Source organism: Bacteroides sp. 1001136B_160425_E2 (genome assembly GCF_015559655.1).
GTDB classification, from domain to species: domain Bacteria; phylum Bacteroidota; class Bacteroidia; order Bacteroidales; family Bacteroidaceae; genus Bacteroides; species Bacteroides luhongzhouii.
Genome location: NZ_JADMQH010000018.1, coordinates 56,992 through 77,875, shown reverse-complemented (window position 1 = coordinate 77,875; position 20,884 = coordinate 56,992). Strand labels below are relative to the sequence as shown.

Below are 20,884 nucleotides of genomic sequence, written 5' to 3'. Positions count from 1 at the left end.
AAAAATACGGTATTCAGCGTTTTATTATTACTTTTGTGCTCAAATTGTGTAATTAATGGACAGCATCTCACTCATCAGAACTCCGATTGAAGCAGAACTGAGAGACTTCAAAGAACTTTTTGATAGTTCTCTCTCCAGTTCAAATGCATTGCTCGATAGTGTCGTATCTCACATACGGCAGAGGAATGGTAAGATGATGCGTCCTATTCTTGTTTTGCTGGTGGCACGTCTTTATGGTGCTATATGTCCTTCCACTCTTCATGCAGCTGTTTCATTGGAGCTCCTTCATACAGCCAGTTTGGTACATGACGACGTCGTGGATGAAAGTACCGAACGTCGTGGACAACTCTCGGTGAATGCTATCTTTAATAATAAAGTAGCCGTGCTGACGGGCGACTATCTGTTGGCAACCAGTCTGGTACATGCCGAACGGACGAACAGTCACCGCATTATTCAATTGGTATCTACTCTTGGACAGGATCTTGCTGACGGTGAGTTGCTTCAGCTTTCAAATGTAAGTAATCATAGCTTTTCTGAGGAGGTTTACTTTGATGTAATCCGTAAGAAGACTGCCGCTCTTTTTGCCGCCTGTACGAAAGCTGCCGCTTTTTCGGTAGGTGTAGGGGAAGAAGAAGCCGAACGGGCCCGTTTGTTGGGCGAATATATTGGTATCTGCTTTCAGATAAAGGATGATATTTTCGATTACTTTGATAATAGAGAGATTGGCAAACCGACAGGTAATGATATGCTTGAAGGTAAACTGACATTGCCCGCTTTGTATGTATTAAACACGGCAAAAAACGATGAGGCGCAAGAATTGGCAATCAAGGTAAAGGAGGGTACGGCTACTCTCGATGAAATTGCCCATTTGATCTCATTTATCAAAGAAAACGGGGGTATTGAATATGCCGTTCAGATGATGAATGCCTATAAGCAAAAGGCTTTTGATTTACTGGCTTCTTTGCCGGAATCTGATATTTGTGTAGCTCTCCGGGCTTATTTGGATTACGTAGTAGACCGCGAAAAATAATTACTTACGGTACTTGCCCAAAAGTGAATAACACAACAGCAACCGGTCCCAATCTTCTATTTTTCCCGATTTCATCGCTTTTCCTAAAAGGAAGCTCTTGTCTATTTCTTCAGCTGTATGAAGATCCAGGGAACATAATTGGGCTGCTTGTCCTATGTACTTCCAAGCTTGTTCCTTGCTGATATGCCCGCATGTTTGGGAGGCGCGTGCCAAGCTGACAAGCAATCCCATGTCCCATCCGATGATCCCTTTTTCTAAGTCATTTATCCATATAATCGGATCCCTTCTTTCCTCTGTATATTTCACGAATTTGTATAGATTCTTTCCTTGCCGGATGAAGCGTTCTACTCCGAAAAAACGCTTTTGGATGATGCTTTCGAACTCGTTGATGTTCTCTGTGGAGAGTAAGTAGGGGAGCATAATCTGGTAGGAGACCCTGTCTCCTTCGTTAATCAGGAACTGGAATAATCCGGTGACGGACTCGGTGTCGGTGCAGTGGAACTCTTCTGTCAGTAGTCTGGATAGTTTCTGCGGATGAACTCCGGTTTCCATGGAGTTGAGATAGAAGCCTTGCAGTCCGGCCTCCATATACCCGATGCGTAGCCCCTTCTTTTTCTCTGTTCCGAGGATAAGGTTCCGAGGGTTGTGATTGAATCGTAAGGTTCTCGTGTAAGCGTCCATCCTTGATACCTCCATAAAGTTCATGAAAAGCGTGAGAACTGTTGCTATGTATTGTCCTGAGGCTTCGGCAAGCCGTTATGAGTACACAAGCAACAGTCCCACGCTCCATTCGATATATAACAGAATTATATACATGAAGGTGCGTGAGACCCGTTTGCTTATTACCATTCATAACTTTGAATTTTGCCGAATTCCAGGAACTGGTAATAAATGAAACGTTCTCTAATATAACTAATTAGCTATATTTTCATCGCTAAACCTTTTACAAAGATAATTATTTTTCCGGATTGTTCAGTAACTATCTTTAGATTTTCTTAAATAAAAAATACCGCGTCGATTCCCGTATATACGGGAGTCGCGCGGTAAGGCGTATTTGATTGCTAATGTAGCCTTTAACTTTTAGAAGAACTTGATTTCTTCACCTTTGATGTCCGATAGTAGGAGGTTGGCCAAACGGCTGGTTCCCAGGCGGAACAGTTGGTTGTCAAGCCATTCTTCGCCTAATAGTTCTTTTACAATAGTATAGTAAATAATTGCATCATTAACAGTGTTGATTCCACCTGCCGGTTTGAATCCAATCTTGTTTCCTGTCTTCTGGTAGTATTCTTTGATAGCTTCACACATCACATAAGCGGCTTCCGGCGTGGCGGCAGGCTGCTGCTTTCCGGTAGATGTCTTGATGAAATCTGCGCCCGAATACATGGATAGGATAGATGCTTTCTTGATGTTGGAAGCACTCTTTAATGCGCCTGTTTCGAGGATTACTTTGAGGTGTCGTTCCTTGCAAACTTCTTTTAGTTCCTGTATTTCTTCACACATTCCTTCGTAGTCTCCGCTAAGGAATTTGCCGATGGAAATCACAATGTCTATTTCATCTGCGCCGTCTGCAATAGCCAGTGCGGTTTCTGCTACTTTCACTTCAATGAATGTCTGTGAAGAGGGGAAACCTCCTGATACACAGGCAATATTGACTCCATCTACTTCCAGCGTGTTCTTTACGACGGCTGCAAAGTTGGGGTATACACAGATGGCAGCTACGTTTTTCAGATCAGGATATTCGTCGTCAAACTGATTGACTTTTTCGGTAAAGTGCATCACACTTTCATCGCTGTCCGTACTGTTCAGTGTGGTCAGATCAATGCAGTTGAACAGGAATTTCTTAACGTCTTCCGTGTTGTTTTCCGGCACTTTTTTCTCAATCAATTCAGCTACGCGAGCTTGAATATCTGCATCGCTCAGATTGGTATTATACTTTGCCAATGCGGCCTTGTACTTGTTGGGCTGTGAGTTATTCTCTTCCATGATCTTTCAGTTTTGGATTGTTGATATGTCTTTTATTATCTCGTTTTGTTTTTTTCTCCATGCTTTTCCGGAAAGCGTCAGTGATGTCTACTCCCGTCTGGTTGGCGATGCAGAGAAGCACCCATAAGACGTCTGCTATCTCTTCATCTATATTGTCTTTTTCTCCTTCCTTGAAGGATTGATCGCCATATTTGCGGGCCATGACACGGGCCAGTTCTCCTACTTCTTCCGTCAGGACTGCCATATTGGTCAACTCGCTGAAGTAACGGACACCGTATGTTTTCACCCACTGGTCCACTTGTTTCTGTGCTTCTTCCAGAGTCATTTTTTTATTGATTAATGATTAGTATAGAATATCTATTCCTTGTTTTTGGTATCCATGCATATAGTAACAGGACCGTCGTTTAAAAGTTCAACTTTCATGTCTGCTCCAAAGGTTCCTGTGCCTATTTCTTTTCCCAGTGCGTCGCTTAAATCTTTGCAGAATTGCTCGTAGAGTGGGATAGAGACATCCGGTTTGGCGGCTTTGATATAAGAGGGGCGATTTCCCTTTTTGGTAGAAGCGTGTAGAGTGAATTGGCTGATAACTAAAATCTCGCCTCCATCTTCTAGAATAGACTTGTTCATCACCCCATTTTCATCGTCGAAGATACGTAGATTCACTATCTTTTTGCAGAGCCAGTCGATGTCTTCCTGTCCGTCTGCTTCTTCGATGCCAACTAATATCAGCATCCCTTTTCCGATGGACGATTTGCAGTGTCCTTCGATTGTTACTGATGCATGGCTTACTCGTTGTATAACTATTCGCATTGTTATTTATTCTATTTCGTGGTTAGGAAAGGCAAATTTACAAAATTCGGAAGAGAAAACGGTGTATTGGCGGGAAAATATTATAGGGTTTTGCCGAAAGCTTTAATGGTTTATTGTTTAGGCGCAGATTACATGGATAACGCGGTTTGGTAATTTAACCGTGAAATCCGTGCAATCTGTGTAATCCGTGCCTGAAATGATAGAAAGATAACTCGCTCCACTCCGCCGGCTTCTTATTAATCTTCTGATGATTCGTTGCTTAATCCCGTTTTTACAGTCTTAGCTTTCGCTTCTCCGATGATAGCGGCAATCTCCTCAAAAGAGGCTTCTTTTATTCGTTTTACGCTCTTAAACTCTTTCAAAAGTGCTGTTTTTGTCTTTTCACCGATCCCTTTGATAGTATCCAATGCGGACGCAACTTGTCGTTTGCTGCGTTTGTCGCGATGAAAACTGATGGCAAAACGGTGAACTTCGTCCTGAATCTGTGTCAGCAGACGGAATAGTGGGCTTTGTTGTTTGATACCAATAGTCTGCGGAGGAAATCCAAAAAGCAGTTCCGATGTGCGGTGGCGGTTATCCTTTGCTAGTCCGGCAATAGGGATGGTCAGATTCAGCTCGTCTTCAATGACTTCTCTAACGACCTCCATTTGGCCTTTTCCACCATCGGTGATAATCAGGTCGGGTAGAGGGGAATTCTCTTCGATAGCGCGTTGATAACGCCTTCTGACAACCTCTTTCATGGAAGCATAGTCATCAGGCCCTACAACCGTCTTTATATTGTATTTCCGGTAATCTTTCTTTGATGGCTTGGCCTTTTTAAATACGACACAGGCTGCCACGGCGTCAGAACCTTGTATATTGGAGTTGTCAAAACACTCGATTTGCAGTGGTGGCCTTTCCAAATGTAACTCTTGCTGAATTTCTTTCATTAAACGCATGTTTCTTTGTTCCGGATTCAGCTTTTCTGCCTGTTTCAGGCGGTCGGCCTTGTACTGTTTCACGTTTAGAACCGAAAGATCCAGCAATTTCTTCTTATCTCCTCGCTGTGGAATGGTAAATACGACATTGTTTAACTCCAAATCGAGTTCAAAAGGCACTATAATCTCTCTGGACTGGCTTTTATAGCGTTCCCTCATTTCGATAATACCAAGCGTCAAAAGCTCCTCTTTTGATTCATTCAGCTTCTTTTTATATTCGAATGTGAAAGCCTGATTGATGGCGCCGTTTGTAATGTGCAGATAATTGATGAAAGCAGAATTCGACTCGTCTTCTTCGATTGAAAATACATCGATATTGTGCAATACAGCGCTTACTACCTCTGATTTGGAGCGGTAGTTCTCTATTAGAAGATATTTCTCTTTCACCTTCTGTGCCTCTTCAAACTTCATTTCGGCTGCCAACGTCTGCATCTTTTCCAGCAGCATACGACTGATGTCTTGTGTATTCCCTTTCAGGATTTCCTTGATTTCATCTATGTTTTTGAGATATTCTTCCTGTGATTGCAATCCGATGCATGGCCCGGCGCAGTTTTTTATATGATATTCCAGGCATACATTAAATTTGCCCGCCCGTATGTTTTCCGGACTTAGGTTTAAATTGCAAGTGCGCAAGGGATATAAATGCTTTATCAGGTCCAGCACCGCATACATCGATGGAATGTGGCTGTACGGGCCATAATAAGAAGAACCGTTTCTGATAACCTTCCTTGTTTTGAAGATTCTCGGGAAGTACTCATTCTGCACGCAGATAGAAGGGTAGGTCTTGTCGTCCTTTAATAGAACGTTGTAGCGTGGTTTATATTTCTTTATCAGATTATTCTCCAGCAATAGCGCATCTTCTTCCGTATTGACAACGATATAGCGGATGTCAGCGATTTTGCTGACTAGTACTCGTGTCTTTCCCGGCTGATGCTCTTTGCTGAAATAAGAATAGACTCTTTTCTTTAGATTTTTAGCCTTTCCAACGTATATAATCGTCCCTTCCGTATTCAGATATTGGTAAATACCCGGTTTCTCGGGAAGGTTGGCTACAATTCCTTTCAAATATTCATTGGTTCTGCTTTCCGGTTCTGCATTCATAATTGTTAGGTATGAGAGATCGCTAGCTGCTTACTTTTGACACATTCTCTGCAAATAGACGCAAATCCTTTATAAAGTCAATACCGATTCTACTTCTATGTCGTCTCCGAACATTGATTTTCCATTCAATTCTTTCAGCTCAATGATGAAGTTTACATATACCTTTTTAGGCTTTAGTCTTTTCACCAATTCGCAAGCCGCTTTCATCGTGCCTCCTGTTGCCAGCAAATCATCGTGTAATAGAATTACGTCATTCTCATCCAGTGCGTCTTTGTGAATTTGCACGGTGTCTTTTCCGTATTCCTTGTCATAGCTTTCTTCAATCGTCTCTGCCGGTAGCTTGCCGGGCTTGCGAATAGGAATGAAACCTGCGTTCAGGCGGGTGGCTAAAATCGGTCCCATGATGAAGCCTCTTGATTCTATTCCTACTACTTTGGTGATCCCTTTGTCCTTATACATATCAAACATGATGTTTGATAATTCCTGCAAGCACCAAGGGTCTTTGAATAGAGTGGTGACGTCGTAGAACAGGATTCCGGGAATCGGAAAATCGGGTATTTCCCGAATGCTTTTGATTAGTGTTTCTTTGCTCATAATCATTGAATTATATCGTTTCTTTAAATGTTTTGTTTCACGTGAAACGTTGCCGCCTATCGTCCCGAAAGTACGAGCAACACGTTGATGTCGCTTGGAGAAACTCCCGGGATTCTGCTCGCTTGCGCAATTGTTTCCGGATCTATCTTTACCAGCTTTTGCCGAGCTTCGGTGGATAGGGACTGAATGGTAGAATAATCAAACTTCCCTTTGATTTTTATACTTTCCAGTCGTGCCAGCTTTTCAGCAATCATTCGTTCTCTGTCAATGTATCCTTGATACTTGATTAAGATTTCGGCAGCTTCGAGAATCTCTTCTTTCCGATCCTGATCCGAACTTGTCGCTTTCTCCAGTTCCCGTTGAAACGCCGGAACGTGTTCTGCTATATTCTCAATTGTCACTTGCGGACGGTTTAAGATTTCTATCAACTTGCATCCCTGACGTAGGGGAGTTGTTCCTATCTTTACGAGAGCATCGTTAATTAATGCCGGTTTCATCGAATAGTTGCGCGCGAAAGAAACGATTTGTTCCACAGCTTCCTGCTTGCTTCTTACCAGTTGATAGCGATCTTCCTTGGCCAATCCAAGCTTAAATGCTTTTTCTGTCAGGCGCATATCTGCATCATCCATACGAAGCAAAATACGATATTCTGCACGGGAGGTAAACATACGGTAGGGCTCATCCACACCTTTGGTAACCAAATCGTCGATTAATACGCCAATATATGCTTCGTCGCGGGCCAAAGTAAATGCCTCTCCACCGTGGCAGTTGATATGCGCATTGATGCCGGCTACCAATCCTTGTCCTCCTGCTTCCTCGTATCCGGTAGTGCCGTTCACTTGTCCGGCAAAGAACAGGTTTTTGATAATCTTCGATTCCAACGTATGTTTTAATTGGGTCGGATCGAAGTAGTCATATTCGATAGCGTATCCCGGACGATAAATAACCAGATCTTTGAAAGCCGGGATCTGCTTCAGTGCTGCAATTTGTATTTCCATCGGAAGTGAAGAAGAGAATCCGTTAAGGTATAACTCTTGTGTGGTTTCTCCTTCCGGTTCCAGAAATAACTGGTGCTGGTCTTTATCGGGGAAAGTAACAATCTTGGTTTCGATGCTCGGGCAATAGCGTGGCCCGATACTTTGTATCTGTCCGTTGAACAGGGGAGAATCCGGCAAACCTTCACGCAAAATCCGGTGTACTTCTTCATTAGTGTAGCATGTCCAGCATTGAAGTTGCTTTAAGTGGTGCGTACTGGTATTCATGAAGGAGAATTTATGGAAGTCGCATTCGCCGGCTTGTGTTTCCATTTGGTCAAAATGAACGCTGCGCGCATCAATTCGTACCGGAGTACCGGTTTTCATTCTTCCGTAAGTGATACCGTGGCGGGCGATGGATTCGGTCAATTGGTAGGAAGCCGGTTCGGCCATTCTTCCTCCCGGTAATTGGTGGCGTCCTATATGCATTAATCCGTTGAGGAAAGTTCCTGCGGTGAGCACAATACATTTTGCTTTGAAGGTGACACCCCATGCAGTAACCAATCCGGTAACTTCACCGTTTTCAACGAGCAGTTCGCATACTGTATCTTGCCAGATATGAAGGTTGGGCGTATTTTCCAGTCTCTCTCTCCAGGACCAAATGAACTTAGCCCGGTCGCATTGGGCGCGGGGGCTCCACATGGCAGGGCCTTTCGAGCGGTTTAGAATTCGGAACTGAATGGCTGTTTCATCTGTCACCAATCCCATCTGTCCACCCAGTGCATCTATTTCACGTACAATTTGTCCTTTGGCGATTCCTCCTACAGCCGGGTTGCAACTCATCTGTCCAATCTTGTTCATGTCCATTGTGATGAGACAAGTTTTGGAACCTAAATTAGCTGCGGCTGCCGCTGCCTCACAACCAGCATGTCCGGCACCAATTACAATTACGTCGTACTTAAAATCCATTCCTATCTTATTTATTATCAAACGCTGCAAAGTTACGGAAAAGTTGCGAGACTTGTATCTTCAAGCTGTTTTTGCTTCTGAAAATCCGGGGAGGAATCCGGCTTGACTGAAAAAAACGCCGTAATTTTGGATTAGAAATATGCAGATTGTTCGAAAATAGGCTGTTTATTGCCTTTTGTGTTTTTATATTTTTGAATGGAATGGCAATATATTGTATTTTAAATCCCCTGTTTTGCTTTCTTTTTGTTAGTTGCACGTTTGCCCGATTATGAGTGCAACTAGAGAGTAAAAGGAACGATTTGTAGAAAATACGGATTGCTGTGGGAATAAACCTGAGATTTACATTCAAAATCTACCCTACGTCTTGACATAAGTCAAAAAAACAAGCCTAAATGTGTTTTTTTGTATAATGGCTTTTGTTGTTTTCGCAAACAGCTATACCTTTGCAGTGTAGTTGTGAAACTACTTATATTTTAGGTATTAGAAAAAGGTAATAATTAAAAGGTATTAGTTTATAAAATTGAGGTATTAGATTTTAAGATTAGTTTTTAGGAAAAAGATTGTTTTGATTAGGTATTAGGAAAAAGACGTTTTCAGGTAAAGAGTAAATGAAAGATGAAGAAAAAGAAGAATCCCATTTATGGGGATTCTTTAAAGGTGGGGCGGAATAATTCGCTCTTTTTTTGTACCCTTTGCTCTCGTGAATAATAGGTTCACCGGTAATAATATACATTCGGCTGTCTGATGAGATATGACGATGCAGGATATAGTTTTATGCCAATATATTTTCTTTACTGAATGTTTGTTCATTCTCTTCACATGAGGATAAGTATCAAGCTATCAACTCTTTCGTGTGATTACTCTAAGAAATATGCTTCTTTCACATCTTCACAGTCGTTAGCGTGAAGGATGTGCCGCATCTTTTCCATTCATGAAGATACGCGGATGCAACGCTGCTTCTTCTTCCGAAGAAGCATTAGGATTTTCATACCAATCAAACACAATAGCCATTACTTCTTATCAATTTAAATGTGTAACTTCATCATAGGACAACTTTAATCGGCTATTCGGACGACTGGAATCGGCTGTTCAGTCAACTATTGTCAGCCAACTGGACAACTCCAGTCGGCTTCTCCTAAACAAGTACTAAAGATACGACAAAGTAACGACTTATCCGCATAAGAAAGCTTGTTTTTCATTTCAGGAGAAAATAAACTTTTTCTTAGTTAAATACTTGCAAACCCCATATCCCATGTTATACCTTAGCAGCATCAACCGGTCGAAAAAACAACATTTATTCATTTAAAAAGAAGAAAAATATGAAGACATTAGAATATAACTCGAAACGTTTGGCAAAAAGAATACGAGCATTGATGAAAGAATCGTCAAACGTCATCGTTTCACCGAATACGTCAAAGGAAGAGCCAAAAATGCAAGAAGTGCATGAGCAGGAAGCACATAAGCAACCCGTCCTTCTGACACAACAAGTGATTGACTTCCTGAAAGCACAATATGACTTCCGCTACAACCTGCTCACCGAAGAAACCGAATTTCGGCCATCCGGCCAACGAGACGTTCCTTTCTGCCGCATAGACAAGCGAGAACTGAATACTTTCTGCCTGGAAGCCCACAAAGAAGGAATCAACTGCTGGGACAAGGATCTTCAAAGATATATCTACTCTACCCAAGTGGAAAGTTACCACCCTTTCCGACTTTATATGAACGAACTACCTACCTGGGACGGAACAGATCGGTTAAAGTCCTTAGCGAAGCGAGTATCCGACATTCCTCTATGGATAAAAAGCTTTCACACCTGGATGCTCGGACTTGCCGCCCAATGGCTGGGAGTGAATCAAGCACAAGCGAACAGCGTAGCCCCGATACTTATCAGCGAAGAACAGGGACGCCATAAATCCACTTTCTGTCGCATGCTGATGCCGCCACAACTGGCCCGTTATTATTCGGATAATCTGAAACTAACCGCACAAGGTAATCCCGAACGTCTCCTAGCCGAGATGGGATTACTAAACATGGACGAATTTGACAAATACGGAGCGCAAAAGATGCCGTTACTGAAAAATCTGATGCAAATGTCCAGCCTCAATATCTGCAAAGCCTATCAGAAAAATTTCCGGTCGCTTCCCCGTATCGCTTCTTTCATCGGAACGAGTAACCGGACGGACTTACTGTGTGACCCGACAGGCAGCCGCAGATTCATCTGCATTGTAGCGGAACATGATATTGACTGTACCGGAATTGAACATTCACAAATCTACGCCCAATTGAAAGAAGAATTGCTTGCAGGTGCCCGCCACTGGCTTAATAAGGAGGAAGAACATGCTTTGCAATATCATAACATGGCATACTATCATGTCAACCCTATAGAAGACATTGTACGCAACACATACGCACCTGCCACGTTGAACGAACCGGATTGCTTGTCACTCTCCGCTGTTATTATTCATCAGGAATTAAAAAAGAGATTTCCCGCCGTGCTTCGCAACTGTACACCTATCCAACTGGCGCAAATTCTGACCGCAGCAGGTATCAGCCGACAGCATACGAGATTGGGTAATGTGTATTTGGTGAAGAAGGTGAAAGGCTGTGAAGAGTGAGAATGATCCTGTTTGTTCACATTAGATATCTGTGAATAAGGTAGTTGTATCTTTGTGACGACTGTGAATAACAGCATATGTCATTATAATCAGAAAGTAATAAATAATCAAGCCTCGGACATATTTTGATTGGTAATGACTTTAGTTCCAATAATGTTGTTACTAATCGAAGTATTTCTTGTTTTATATTCTTCTTTAAAGCTAGTCTTTATACCTTGTTGCATTTTATTTTCTATTTTGTAAGCCGGCAAGGTCTGCGTTTCTGAAAAAAACAATATATTTGCATCCATAATTATCGCAAAAGTAAGTAGTTACGGCGGTTTTTGTGAATTCTGTTCTCTTTTTTCGCAGGTAATGTGACAGTATGAACGATAAAATTGACACCATAGTAGCGGGAGTAAACCGGAAGGATGAAAAGATGTGGGGCGATTTCTACGATCGTTTTTATGCTGCTTTATGTGTTTATGTTTCCAAGATATTGCCGGTTCCTGATGCGGTCGAAGATTTGGTACAGGAAGTCTTTATTTCTATATGGGAGGGGAAACGTACTTTTTCTGGTATTAAAGAGCTTACCAATTATCTTTATCGCGCCTGCTATAATAACACCTTATTATATATACGCAATAATCAAATCCATGATACCATATTGAGTTCTTTAGCTGAAGAAGAAAGCGTGGAGGACGAGGATATGATTTATGCATTGACGGTAAAAGAAGAAATTATCCGCCAACTGTATTGTTATATTGAAGAACTTCCTGCCGAACAGCGCCGGATTATTTTAATGAGAATCGAGGGATATACATGGGAGGAGATAGCGGAACGTTTAGAAATAAGTATCAATACTGTTAAAACTCAAAAGACACGCAGCTATAAATTCCTTCGTGAGAAGCTGGGCGACTCTGTTCATTCTATTATTCTTTGTTTATTTCTCTAAAAAGATAAAAAAGTCAATTTGATACATCTTTGTCTTTTTATTGATTACTTAAGATTTATTTCCTTTGTTAAAAACAAACGGATTCCTTTAATAACGTGACATAATGTTATATTTTCGCCCCTAAAATCCTCTCCTTTATATTCTTATCTCAAAAAAATATCATCTTTTTGTCACCCTTTTCTGTGAGTTATGTATATCTATAATAAAGCAAATTAAACAGTTGTTTAATTTAAAAAGGGAAAATAAGATGAAGAAGTTCGAAAATGTATATCAAGATGCCGTTTTAATGAAGAAAGCTCTTTTAGGAGAAGCTAATGAATCGGAACAGCAAGAGCTTGAAAAGCGATTGGCGGAATGCCCGGACTTGCAAAAAGTGTATGAACAATTGCAGAATGGCGAGACATTAGGAGTTGCATTTGAAGAATATAAAAATTATTCATCAAAGAAAGCCTATGAATCTTTCCTTCAGAAAATCGGACAAACGGAACAACCGGAGGTAATAAAGAAGCCCCGTATTTTCCGGATTTGGTGGTCTATTGCAGCAGCTGTTGTTTTTTTAGTAATCGGTTTATCTTTCTATATGTCGAATTATGTTTCGACTGAAGAGGAAAGCAGACCATTGATTCAGCCGGGAGTTCAACAGGCACAATTGACTTTACCCGATGGTAGCATTATTGATGTGCATAAGAAAGAAATTAACGTAATAGTAGACGGTGTCCAGGTAAAATATAAGGAAGGAGTGCTGTCATATAAACCGACCGCCACAACACAACACACACAGAAAAGCGTCGAAGAAAAGCCGGTAGAATCAAATGAACTAGTCATACCACGTGGAGGGGAAAATACTGTGGTCCTCGCCGATGGAACAACAGTTCATTTGAATGCTGGTTCCAAGCTGACTTATCCGGTACGCTTTATTGGCAAACGCAGGATTGTAGCTTTGGAAGGTGAGGCCTATTTTGATGTTGTGCAGGATGAATCTCATCCGTTTGTGGTACAAACTCATCTTGGAGAAGTGATGGTGCTTGGTACGGCATTCAATGTGAATGCTTATACCGATGCTTCCGTTTGTTACACTACATTGGTACATGGAAAAGTACAATTCTCTGCACCGAATGTCGGAACGGTAACTCTTCAGCCGGGTGAACAAGCAGTAGTCTCTGCCAATAGAACAGAGAAACGTACCGTTGATCTGGATGAATATATCGGTTGGGTAAACGGTGTGTACAACTTTAAAAATCGTTCTTTAGGGGAGATTATGGAGACATTTGAACGCTGGTATGATATACAGGTTTATTATGAAACGCCGGAACTGCGCGATATAACTTACAGTGGTAGTTTGAAACGTTATGGAGCGGTCAATTCTTTCTTGGATGCTTTGGAACTGACAGGCGATCTGACCTATAAAATCAGTGGCCGGAGAGTATTGATATACGATGGAATGAAAGAGTAAGAATAAATAGAATATTAGGTAAAGTTTAATCATTAATTTATGAGAGAAAAACGATGGCTACTATGTTTTTTAGTGGCAGTGTGTTGCACATTTAGCACATGGGCTCTACCGTCACAGGATAAGACGGTAACTTTGAATCTGCATAATGTCTCTATCGAGACAGTTTTGGATGCAGTGAAGAAACAAACAGGAGTGAATATGTTGTATAATTCACAAATGTTTAAAGGAGTTCCTCCCGTATCAATTAATGCGAAAAATGAGAAATGGGAAGTCGCTCTGAAGTTGATTTTAAATCCCCAGGGATTTGATTATGTGGTGAAAGACGGTATTGTTGTTGTTCGTAAATTGCAGACCGAGAAGCGTGACAATCGTATCCGTGGTACGGTTATTGATTCGAATAAGGAACCGATACCAGGTGCCAGCATCATTGTGAAAGGTACTCGTACAGGTACTTCTACAAAGATCGAAGGTGAGTTTACTTTGGATGTTAAGGATGATAAGGTGACTTTGGAAATCTCTTTTATTGGTATGAAAAAGCAGACTCTTCAGGTGGATGCTACCCGTCGGAAAAGTCTTGAAATTACTTTGGTTGATGATGTGAAAACACTGGAAGATGTGGTTGTGACCGGATATAACAATGTTCGTAAGACCAGTTTTACCGGTAGTTCTACACAGATATCAGGAGATGATCTGCGTAAGGTTTCTCAGACAAATATTCTGGGTGCTTTGCAATCATTCGATCCCTCTTTCCGTTTGATGACAAACAATCAATTTGGTTCCGACCCAAATGCTTTGCCGGAAATGTATATCCGCGGACGTTCAGGAATAGGAGTGAAAGAACTAGATAGAGACCAACTGTCTAAATCTAACTTGGAAAATAATCCGAATCTTCCCACCTTTATTATGGATGGCTTTGAGGTTAGTATAGAAAAAGTGTATGATTTGGATCCGACTCGTATTGAGAGTATGACTATACTAAAAGATGCTGCTGCTACGGCTATTTATGGTTCTCGTGCTGCCAATGGTGTCGTAGTAATTACTACTGTAGCTCCAAAACCAGGAGAAATACGAGTATCTTATAATTTCACAGGTACATTAGAATTGCCTGATTTACGTGATTATAATCTGGCTAATGCCTCTCAAAAATTAGAAATTGAGCGATTGGCAGGTTTGTTTGATAGAGAAAACAATATGAACACTTCTCAGGGAATGAATGCTTATTATAAAAAATACGCATTGATTCAAAAGGGGATTGACACGGATTGGATGTCATTGCCTTTACAGAATGCCTTTGATCATAAGCATAGTGTATATATAGAGGGAGGTACTCCTAATCTCCGGTATGGGGTAGATGCTTCTTATAATGGCGTGAATGGTGTGATGAAAGGCTCAATTCGCGATCGGTATTCTATTGGATTTTCGTTAGATTATCGGGTAAAACAATTACAAGTAAAGAATACAGTTTCTTTCGGACATACAAAGTCTAAAGAGTCACCTTATGGTTCATTTAGCGATTATACACGCATGCAACCTTATGAGGCTCCTTATGAAGATGATGGAACATTAAAGCAAAAAATGAGTTATTCAGTATCACCAAGCTCACGCACTTCGAATAACCCATTGTATGAAGCCACATTGCGGAATTATGAATGGAATGCTTACGATGAATTAGTGAATAATCTTAGCTTGAACTGGTATTTGAATGACTATTTGACGGTGAAAGGACAATTTAGTGTTACTAAAAAGTATGCTAGCAGTGAGAAGTTTTATGATCCGCTTTCATCAAAGGTAAGTGTCTATGGTGAGAGTGATGATGCATATTTGGCAGGTGATTTATATACGGAAAAGGGTGGAAGTTTAGCTTGGAATACAAATGCCTTTTTGTATTATACTCGCTCGTTTCATAGCAAACATAATATAAATGTTTCTGTGGGATGGGAAGCTGCTTCAGACAATATGGATAATACAATAGCTCACTATCGGGGATTCCCTTCTGGTGAATTCAATTCATTGAATTACGCTGCTGAGATTTATAAAAAACCTACCCGTACAGAAAATACGACTCGCCGTATTAGTACATTGGCTACTGCGAATTATACATGGAATGATATTTATTTGGCGGATGCTTCAGTTCGTTTTGATGGCTCTTCTGAGTTTGGAGCAAATCAGAAGTGGGCTCCGTTCTTTTCAGGTGGTCTGGGAGTCAACATTCATAATTATGCATTTTTAAAAGGAAATAAAGATATTAATAAATTGAAAGTCAGAGCATCTTATGGGCGTACAGGTAAAGTGAATTTTCCAGCCTATGCTGCAACGACAATGTATCAGTCGTTATTCGACGAATGGTATATAACGGGATATGGCGCTGTTCTTAAAGCATTGGGTAATAAAGATCTGACTTGGGAAAAAACAGATAAATACAATGTAGGTATAGAGACATTATTCTTTAACCAACGCTTAACAGTTGAGGCTGAATATTATTATGAAAAGACGATTGATTTGATCAATGACTTTGGCTTGTCTAGCACTTCAGGTTTCTCTTCCTATAAAAATAATATGGGTGAGATTCTAAATAAAGGATTTGAATTGCAATTACGAGCAGATGTTTTTCGTGATCGTAACTGGACAGTGTCTTTATGGGGAAATATGGCCCATAATACGAATGAAATACTCAAGATTTCAGACTCTCAAAAAAAATACAATGAGCGTGTAACTGCATTTTATCAAAAAGAGATAAATAACCAGTTGAGTATTAATAGTTCATTGTCGGATGCCAATTATTCAGTTCCTATTCCACAATATGCTGAGGGCGAGTCGTTAACCTCTATTTGGGCAGTGCGTTCTTTGGGCATTGATCCTACTACAGGTAAGGAAATATTCCTTAATCGTGACGGCAGCGTGACGGACAGATGGGATGCAAGCCAAGAAGTTGTGGTCGGAAATACAGAGCCTAAATTTAATGGTTCATTCGGTCTAAATGTTACTTATAAAAATTGGAGTTTATTTGCATCCTTCTTGTATGAATGGGGCGGACAAGAGTATAATCAGACTTTGGTGGATAATGTGGAAAATGCAAATATTAAGACAGGAAATGTCGACCTGCGTGTGTTGACAGATCGTTGGCAAAAGCCTGGAGATATAGCACAATTCAAGAATATTAAAGACAGCAATCTGACTACTTTACCAACTTCTCGTTTTGTACAAGACAAAGCTTTGTTGCATTTAAACTCATTAACGGTTAGTTATGATTTTGATCGGGAGTGGATTAAAAAGCACTTGCGGATGAATATGCTTCGTTTGGAGGCAAATACGAGTGATTTGATTAACTGGAACTCGATACGTCAGGAACGAGGTTTAAGCTATCCGCGTTCATGGAAAGTGAGTTTCTCTTTAAAAGCACAATTTTAAGGAAAGAAGAAGATGAGAAAGATATATTATACATTATTTTCATTAGGGATAGTAGCTATGGTGTTTTCTTCCTGTAGCGATTGGTTAGATGTTCGTCCGTCGGATGAAATCAAAGAAGAATTCTTGTTTGAAACCGGAAACGGATATCGTACAGCTTTAAATGGTATTTATCGTAAATTGTCTACACAGGATCTATATGGACAGAATCTTAGTTGGGGGATTGTCGATGCACTGGGCGAAGTATATGATTATGACATAGTGTCAGATGTAGGAGGAGGTAAAGCCATGAAGAAAGTATCGAAGCGTCTTTTTAAAGATATAGAATTGGTACCTACCACCGATGCTATGTGGGAAGCTGCATGGAATGTTGTTGCCAATTGTAATAATTTGGCCCAACAAGTGGAGGGGGCAGATACGACTCTTTTCTATAAAGGAGAAGAGGAGCGTAATATGATTTTGGGAGAGGCTATTGGTTTACGTGCATATATACAGTTTGATTTATTACGTTTGTATGCTCCTGCTCCGTCTACTAATCCTGGTGAACGTACATTTATTCCTTATGTTGAAGAATATCCCGCGTACGTGAATAATAAGCAAACTGTTGCGTATTGTCTTGACCATGTAATTAAAGATTTGCAAAGAGCGCAAGAGCTTTTGAAGTCCATTGATGAGGCAAAATCATTTAGAGTTTATGAACGTTTAGAGTATATTAACGATGGTGAAGACCGATTTTTGGCAGAACGTGGTTACCGCTTGAATTATTATGCAATTACTGCATTATTGGCTCGTGTTTATTTGTATGCCGGTAATTTGGATATGGCATATAATGAAGCTATGAAAATAATTAAAGTACAAAAGGATGAGGGCTTTTTTGATTTTACTGATGAATATTATATCCCGAAAAATAGCAACATTAAATTTTATGATGACATCATTTTCACGTTGTATACAACGGAGTTAACTGATTGGGAACTAGAAATAAATTATAGTTCAGAGGCACAGGCCGAGTATAATCAGAGTTATTTGTGTTGGCCTACGGAAAAAGTCAAAGATATTTTTGGAAACGAGCAGAATGATGATTATCGTCTGTTATATCAGTTTGAAAAAAAGTATCGTGGATACCGTACATTAAAATATCATAAGCAGGAAGAAAAAAGTTCCGGTGGAAGATGGGGGAATCCTATGATACCGATGATACGTATGTCTGAAATATATTATATTGCGGCCGAAGCTATTTGTGATAAGAATCTAGCTGAGGCACGAGGCTATGTTAAGACAGTAAAAGAAGGTCGTGGTTTGACTGTTGATTTGTCAAGTCTGGATAAGAATGGACTCATAAGTCTGATTCTGAATGATGTACAACGTGAATTATTGGGGGAAGGGCAAGTCTTTTTTATGTTTAAACGTTTGAATCGCCAAGTTTTAAGATATTCGGGCACTGGCTCATCGTCTAAGAAAACCCCTATTCTTCCGACAGAGGAAAACTTTGTTCTTCCATTGCCGGATTCAGAAAGTAATATAAAATAAAGTATAGCATTATGAACAGTAGAAATATATTTTTGATTATAATAGGATGTTTGATTATTACATTCTTCTCTTGTGAAGAAAAAGGACTTTTGGTTAATGCCAATGATGTGTCCTATATCATCTTTGAAAAGGACATGATGACAGATACAACGACCACTTCCTTTACATTTTACGAGGAAGGTGAGGATGCGAAAGTTGATTTGGATGTACAGATTTATGGGAAGTTAAGGGAAGTAGATACTAAATTTACTGTTGCTGTGGATGAAAAAGGCACTACAATTCCCAAGGGATATTATGTCTTGCCTTCTGAATGTATGATTGAGGCAGGAAAATTGAAGGGTACAATTACAGTAACTTTGAAAAATTTTCCAGATTTGAAAACATCTACTAAATTATTGGCTATAAAAATAAATGAAAGTGGAGATATTAGACCTGGAACTTATAGATATTCAAAAGCTATCATATCTGTAACGGATCGTTTGTTTAAACCGGATTGGTGGTCGGTGAATGACAGAGGAAATGAAACTCGTTTTGAAAACACAATTGAGAAGTATTATTTGGGAACATATTCGGAAAAGAAATATAAGATGTTCTTGGAAGAGTTAATAAAAGATGATGTTGTCTTTAATGGAAAAGATATGCAGGTAATGCGAAAATATGCTTTACGATTAAAGAATACATTGAAAGAACTTAAGGCAGCAGGTACTCCGGCTTTGGATGAGAATGAAAATGAAATAACTGTAGTTGTTGCTGGATAAAATAATAGAAATAGACGAAATATGAAAAAACTAATAATATTCAGTTTGTTACTGTCTATAGTAGCAGGATTTTACAGTTGCTTGGATGACAAGAATAATTTTGATTATAAACAGGTGAATGAATTGGACGGTGCAATATCTAATATGGATGAGTATGGATATGAAGTTACCGTAGGGGAAGAACTAACTTTTTCTCCAACGTTTAAGTTTACCATAGATAAAGAAAATCCGGATGTCAGTTATGAATGGTATTTGGACGGTAAGAAGTTAGATGTAACTACTCCTTCATACACTTTCTCCTCGGATAAATATGGAATTTATGAGCTTACGTACTCGGTTGTCGATAATAAAACAGGTGTTAAATTCTCGAAATCTACAAAGATAACAGTAACATCAGCTTATCTGCAGGGATGGGCGATATTATCTGATATAGACGGGCGTTCTGCACTTTCTTTTATTAAAGTGAAGACAGTGAAGAAGCTGTATTATAATTTGTATGGAGAGGAAGCTTATAAAGATTCTGTTGTGTATGAAGAAGTAGAAAAGGACATTGTTCCTAACTTAGGAACAGAACCTTATTGCTTACTTGAAAGTACAGGATATTGGGATTTGGCATTTCAGGAGGTAAACAGTGGTGAAGAAGTACTGTATGATGAGCTTGTTGTAATGCAAGGTAGTAAATGGGTGGAGTTAAACGGCAATTCGTTGATGAGGTCTGTATATACAGAAGAGGAATTTAATGAGAGCATTCCTGATGATTTTTCTCCAGTGAATGCTGTTATGACTTATTCTTCTAAATTCTTGTTTAATAAGAATGGTTATATATACTATAACCAAAGAGCTGTTGCAAATGATTTTCATGCAGGATTTTATTTGTCAGATCCAATATGGGGCGGCACTCGTTTTAAGGCAATGTATGGTATTCAGAAATTTAATGACCTAATGTGTACGGTTCCTGTATTGACTCTTGATAATTCATTACAGTACATTTGGGATGGTGGTATGACAAACAACTTCCCGGCGATATCTATGAGTTCTTTGATATATAGTGGTAATGTATACGAAATATTAGATAATGAAGGAGTAATTGATTCACGTTTCCAGAAGATGGAATATGAGATTATCACTATGGTGCCGGCAGCTACAGGAAACGATAACGGGTATGATAGTTGTACGCCGAGATGGATAGCCTTGATGAAAAAAGACGGTAATTATTATATGCGTAATTTTTCATTGAATACTTATTATGAGGATCCCCCTGTAAGAGTTGGAGATTATTTGGAGAAGAGCATCAAAGGAGAAATGTTTACTGATTATAAGGATATGGTGGTTTTTCAAAATAAGCGATATGCAGTGATCGCGAATGGTGCTGAATTATGGTATTGTTCAACTACTGATGAAGGGGACAGTGGTATGAAAATAAAGCTGGAAAATGGAGATACATTGCCTGGTGATATTGTTTCATTGTCTTATTTGGATATGAATTACTACTCACCGGAGAAATATGTGAACGGGCATTTGGGGGTTGCATTTGATAATGGTGAGTTCCGCATTTACGAAGTTATAGAGCATAAAACAGGTGGTACAGTTAATGAGGTTACTTTAAAGAAACTATATCCTAATGAAGTTTCAAATTCGCGGGGAGATAATAAATTTGGTACTATTGTTGATGCAATATACAAGTTTGGAGATTGTCTTAAAATCACATTATTGTAAATAAACTAAAGCAGAAAATAGGGTAAATATCTGTT

At 39.8% G+C, this 20,884-nt stretch carries 15 protein-coding genes and 1 pseudogene; 8 read left to right on the top strand and 8 right to left on the bottom strand.

The window, feature by feature from the left end; all coding sequences use genetic code 11:
• Positions 1-55 precede the first annotated feature (55 nt).
• Positions 56-1,030, top strand: coding sequence for a polyprenyl synthetase family protein (locus tag I2I04_RS17920; protein WP_195472367.1), 975 nt, complete (start codon positions 56-58; stop codon positions 1,028-1,030).
• Here the strand turns inward: I2I04_RS17920 and I2I04_RS17915 are convergent, their stop codons facing one another.
• The 8 genes and pseudogenes from I2I04_RS17915 to I2I04_RS23535 form a co-directional block, all read right to left on the bottom strand.
• Complete coding sequence (locus tag I2I04_RS17915; protein WP_143257067.1) at positions 1,031-1,711, bottom strand: DUF1266 domain-containing protein; 681 nt, start codon at positions 1,709-1,711, stop codon at positions 1,031-1,033.
• 399 nt (positions 1,712-2,110) lie between these two features.
• Positions 2,111-3,013, bottom strand: coding sequence for a deoxyribose-phosphate aldolase (gene deoC / locus I2I04_RS17910; protein WP_143256634.1), 903 nt, complete (start codon positions 3,011-3,013; stop codon positions 2,111-2,113).
• Complete coding sequence (locus I2I04_RS17905; protein WP_009041169.1) at positions 3,000-3,338, bottom strand: nucleotide pyrophosphohydrolase; 339 nt, start codon at positions 3,336-3,338, stop codon at positions 3,000-3,002. The genes deoC and I2I04_RS17905 overlap by 14 nt, the downstream gene beginning before the upstream one ends.
• A 32-nt stretch (positions 3,339-3,370) precedes the next feature.
• The gene (dtd, locus tag I2I04_RS17900) at positions 3,371-3,823 is read right to left on the bottom strand and encodes a D-aminoacyl-tRNA deacylase (RefSeq protein ID WP_143256635.1); all 453 of its coding nucleotides are present in this window, start codon (positions 3,821-3,823) and stop codon (positions 3,371-3,373) included.
• A 236-nt stretch (positions 3,824-4,059) separates the two neighbouring features.
• Entirely contained in the window at positions 4,060-5,901 is a 1,842-nt protein-coding gene (gene uvrC / locus I2I04_RS17895; RefSeq protein WP_143256637.1) for an excinuclease ABC subunit UvrC, read from the bottom strand.
• A gap of 69 nt (positions 5,902-5,970) precedes the next feature.
• A complete protein-coding gene (locus tag I2I04_RS17890; RefSeq protein ID WP_195655552.1) occupies positions 5,971-6,501 on the bottom strand; it encodes an adenine phosphoribosyltransferase in 531 nt (176 codons plus the stop codon).
• Positions 6,502-6,551: 50 nt separating this feature from the next.
• Entirely contained in the window at positions 6,552-8,438 is a 1,887-nt protein-coding gene (mnmG, locus tag I2I04_RS17885) for a tRNA uridine-5-carboxymethylaminomethyl(34) synthesis enzyme MnmG (protein WP_195655551.1), read from the bottom strand.
• A 921-nt stretch (positions 8,439-9,359) separates the two neighbouring features.
• Positions 9,360-9,449: pseudogene (locus I2I04_RS23535) on the bottom strand (DNA-binding protein); the annotation flags it as partial.
• A 308-nt stretch (positions 9,450-9,757) separates the two neighbouring features.
• On the opposite strand from I2I04_RS23535, the gene I2I04_RS17875 reads away from it, so the two are divergent.
• From I2I04_RS17875 to I2I04_RS17845, 7 genes are all read left to right on the top strand, one after another.
• Positions 9,758-11,053 (top strand): VapE domain-containing protein, encoded by a 1,296-nt coding sequence (locus I2I04_RS17875; protein WP_195655550.1) that lies wholly within the window; start codon positions 9,758-9,760, stop codon positions 11,051-11,053.
• Between the two features lie 364 nt (positions 11,054-11,417).
• Positions 11,418-11,987 (top strand): RNA polymerase sigma-70 factor, encoded by a 570-nt coding sequence (locus I2I04_RS17870; RefSeq protein ID WP_143256642.1) that lies wholly within the window; start codon positions 11,418-11,420, stop codon positions 11,985-11,987.
• 247 nt (positions 11,988-12,234) lie between these two features.
• On the top strand, positions 12,235-13,440 hold the full coding sequence (locus tag I2I04_RS17865; RefSeq protein ID WP_195655549.1) for a FecR domain-containing protein: 1,206 nt from the start codon (positions 12,235-12,237) through the stop codon (positions 13,438-13,440).
• 39 nt (positions 13,441-13,479) lie between these two features.
• On the top strand, positions 13,480-16,848 hold the full coding sequence (locus I2I04_RS17860; RefSeq protein WP_195655548.1) for a SusC/RagA family TonB-linked outer membrane protein: 3,369 nt from the start codon (positions 13,480-13,482) through the stop codon (positions 16,846-16,848).
• 12 nt (positions 16,849-16,860) lie between these two features.
• Complete coding sequence (locus I2I04_RS17855; protein WP_195655547.1) at positions 16,861-18,375, top strand: RagB/SusD family nutrient uptake outer membrane protein; 1,515 nt, start codon at positions 16,861-16,863, stop codon at positions 18,373-18,375.
• An 11-nt stretch (positions 18,376-18,386) separates the two neighbouring features.
• On the top strand, positions 18,387-19,133 hold the full coding sequence (locus I2I04_RS17850) for a DUF4843 domain-containing protein (RefSeq protein ID WP_195655546.1): 747 nt from the start codon (positions 18,387-18,389) through the stop codon (positions 19,131-19,133).
• A 21-nt stretch (positions 19,134-19,154) separates the two neighbouring features.
• Complete coding sequence (locus I2I04_RS17845) at positions 19,155-20,849, top strand: PKD-like family lipoprotein (RefSeq protein WP_195655545.1); 1,695 nt, start codon at positions 19,155-19,157, stop codon at positions 20,847-20,849.
• Positions 20,850-20,884: the final 35 nt, after the last annotated feature.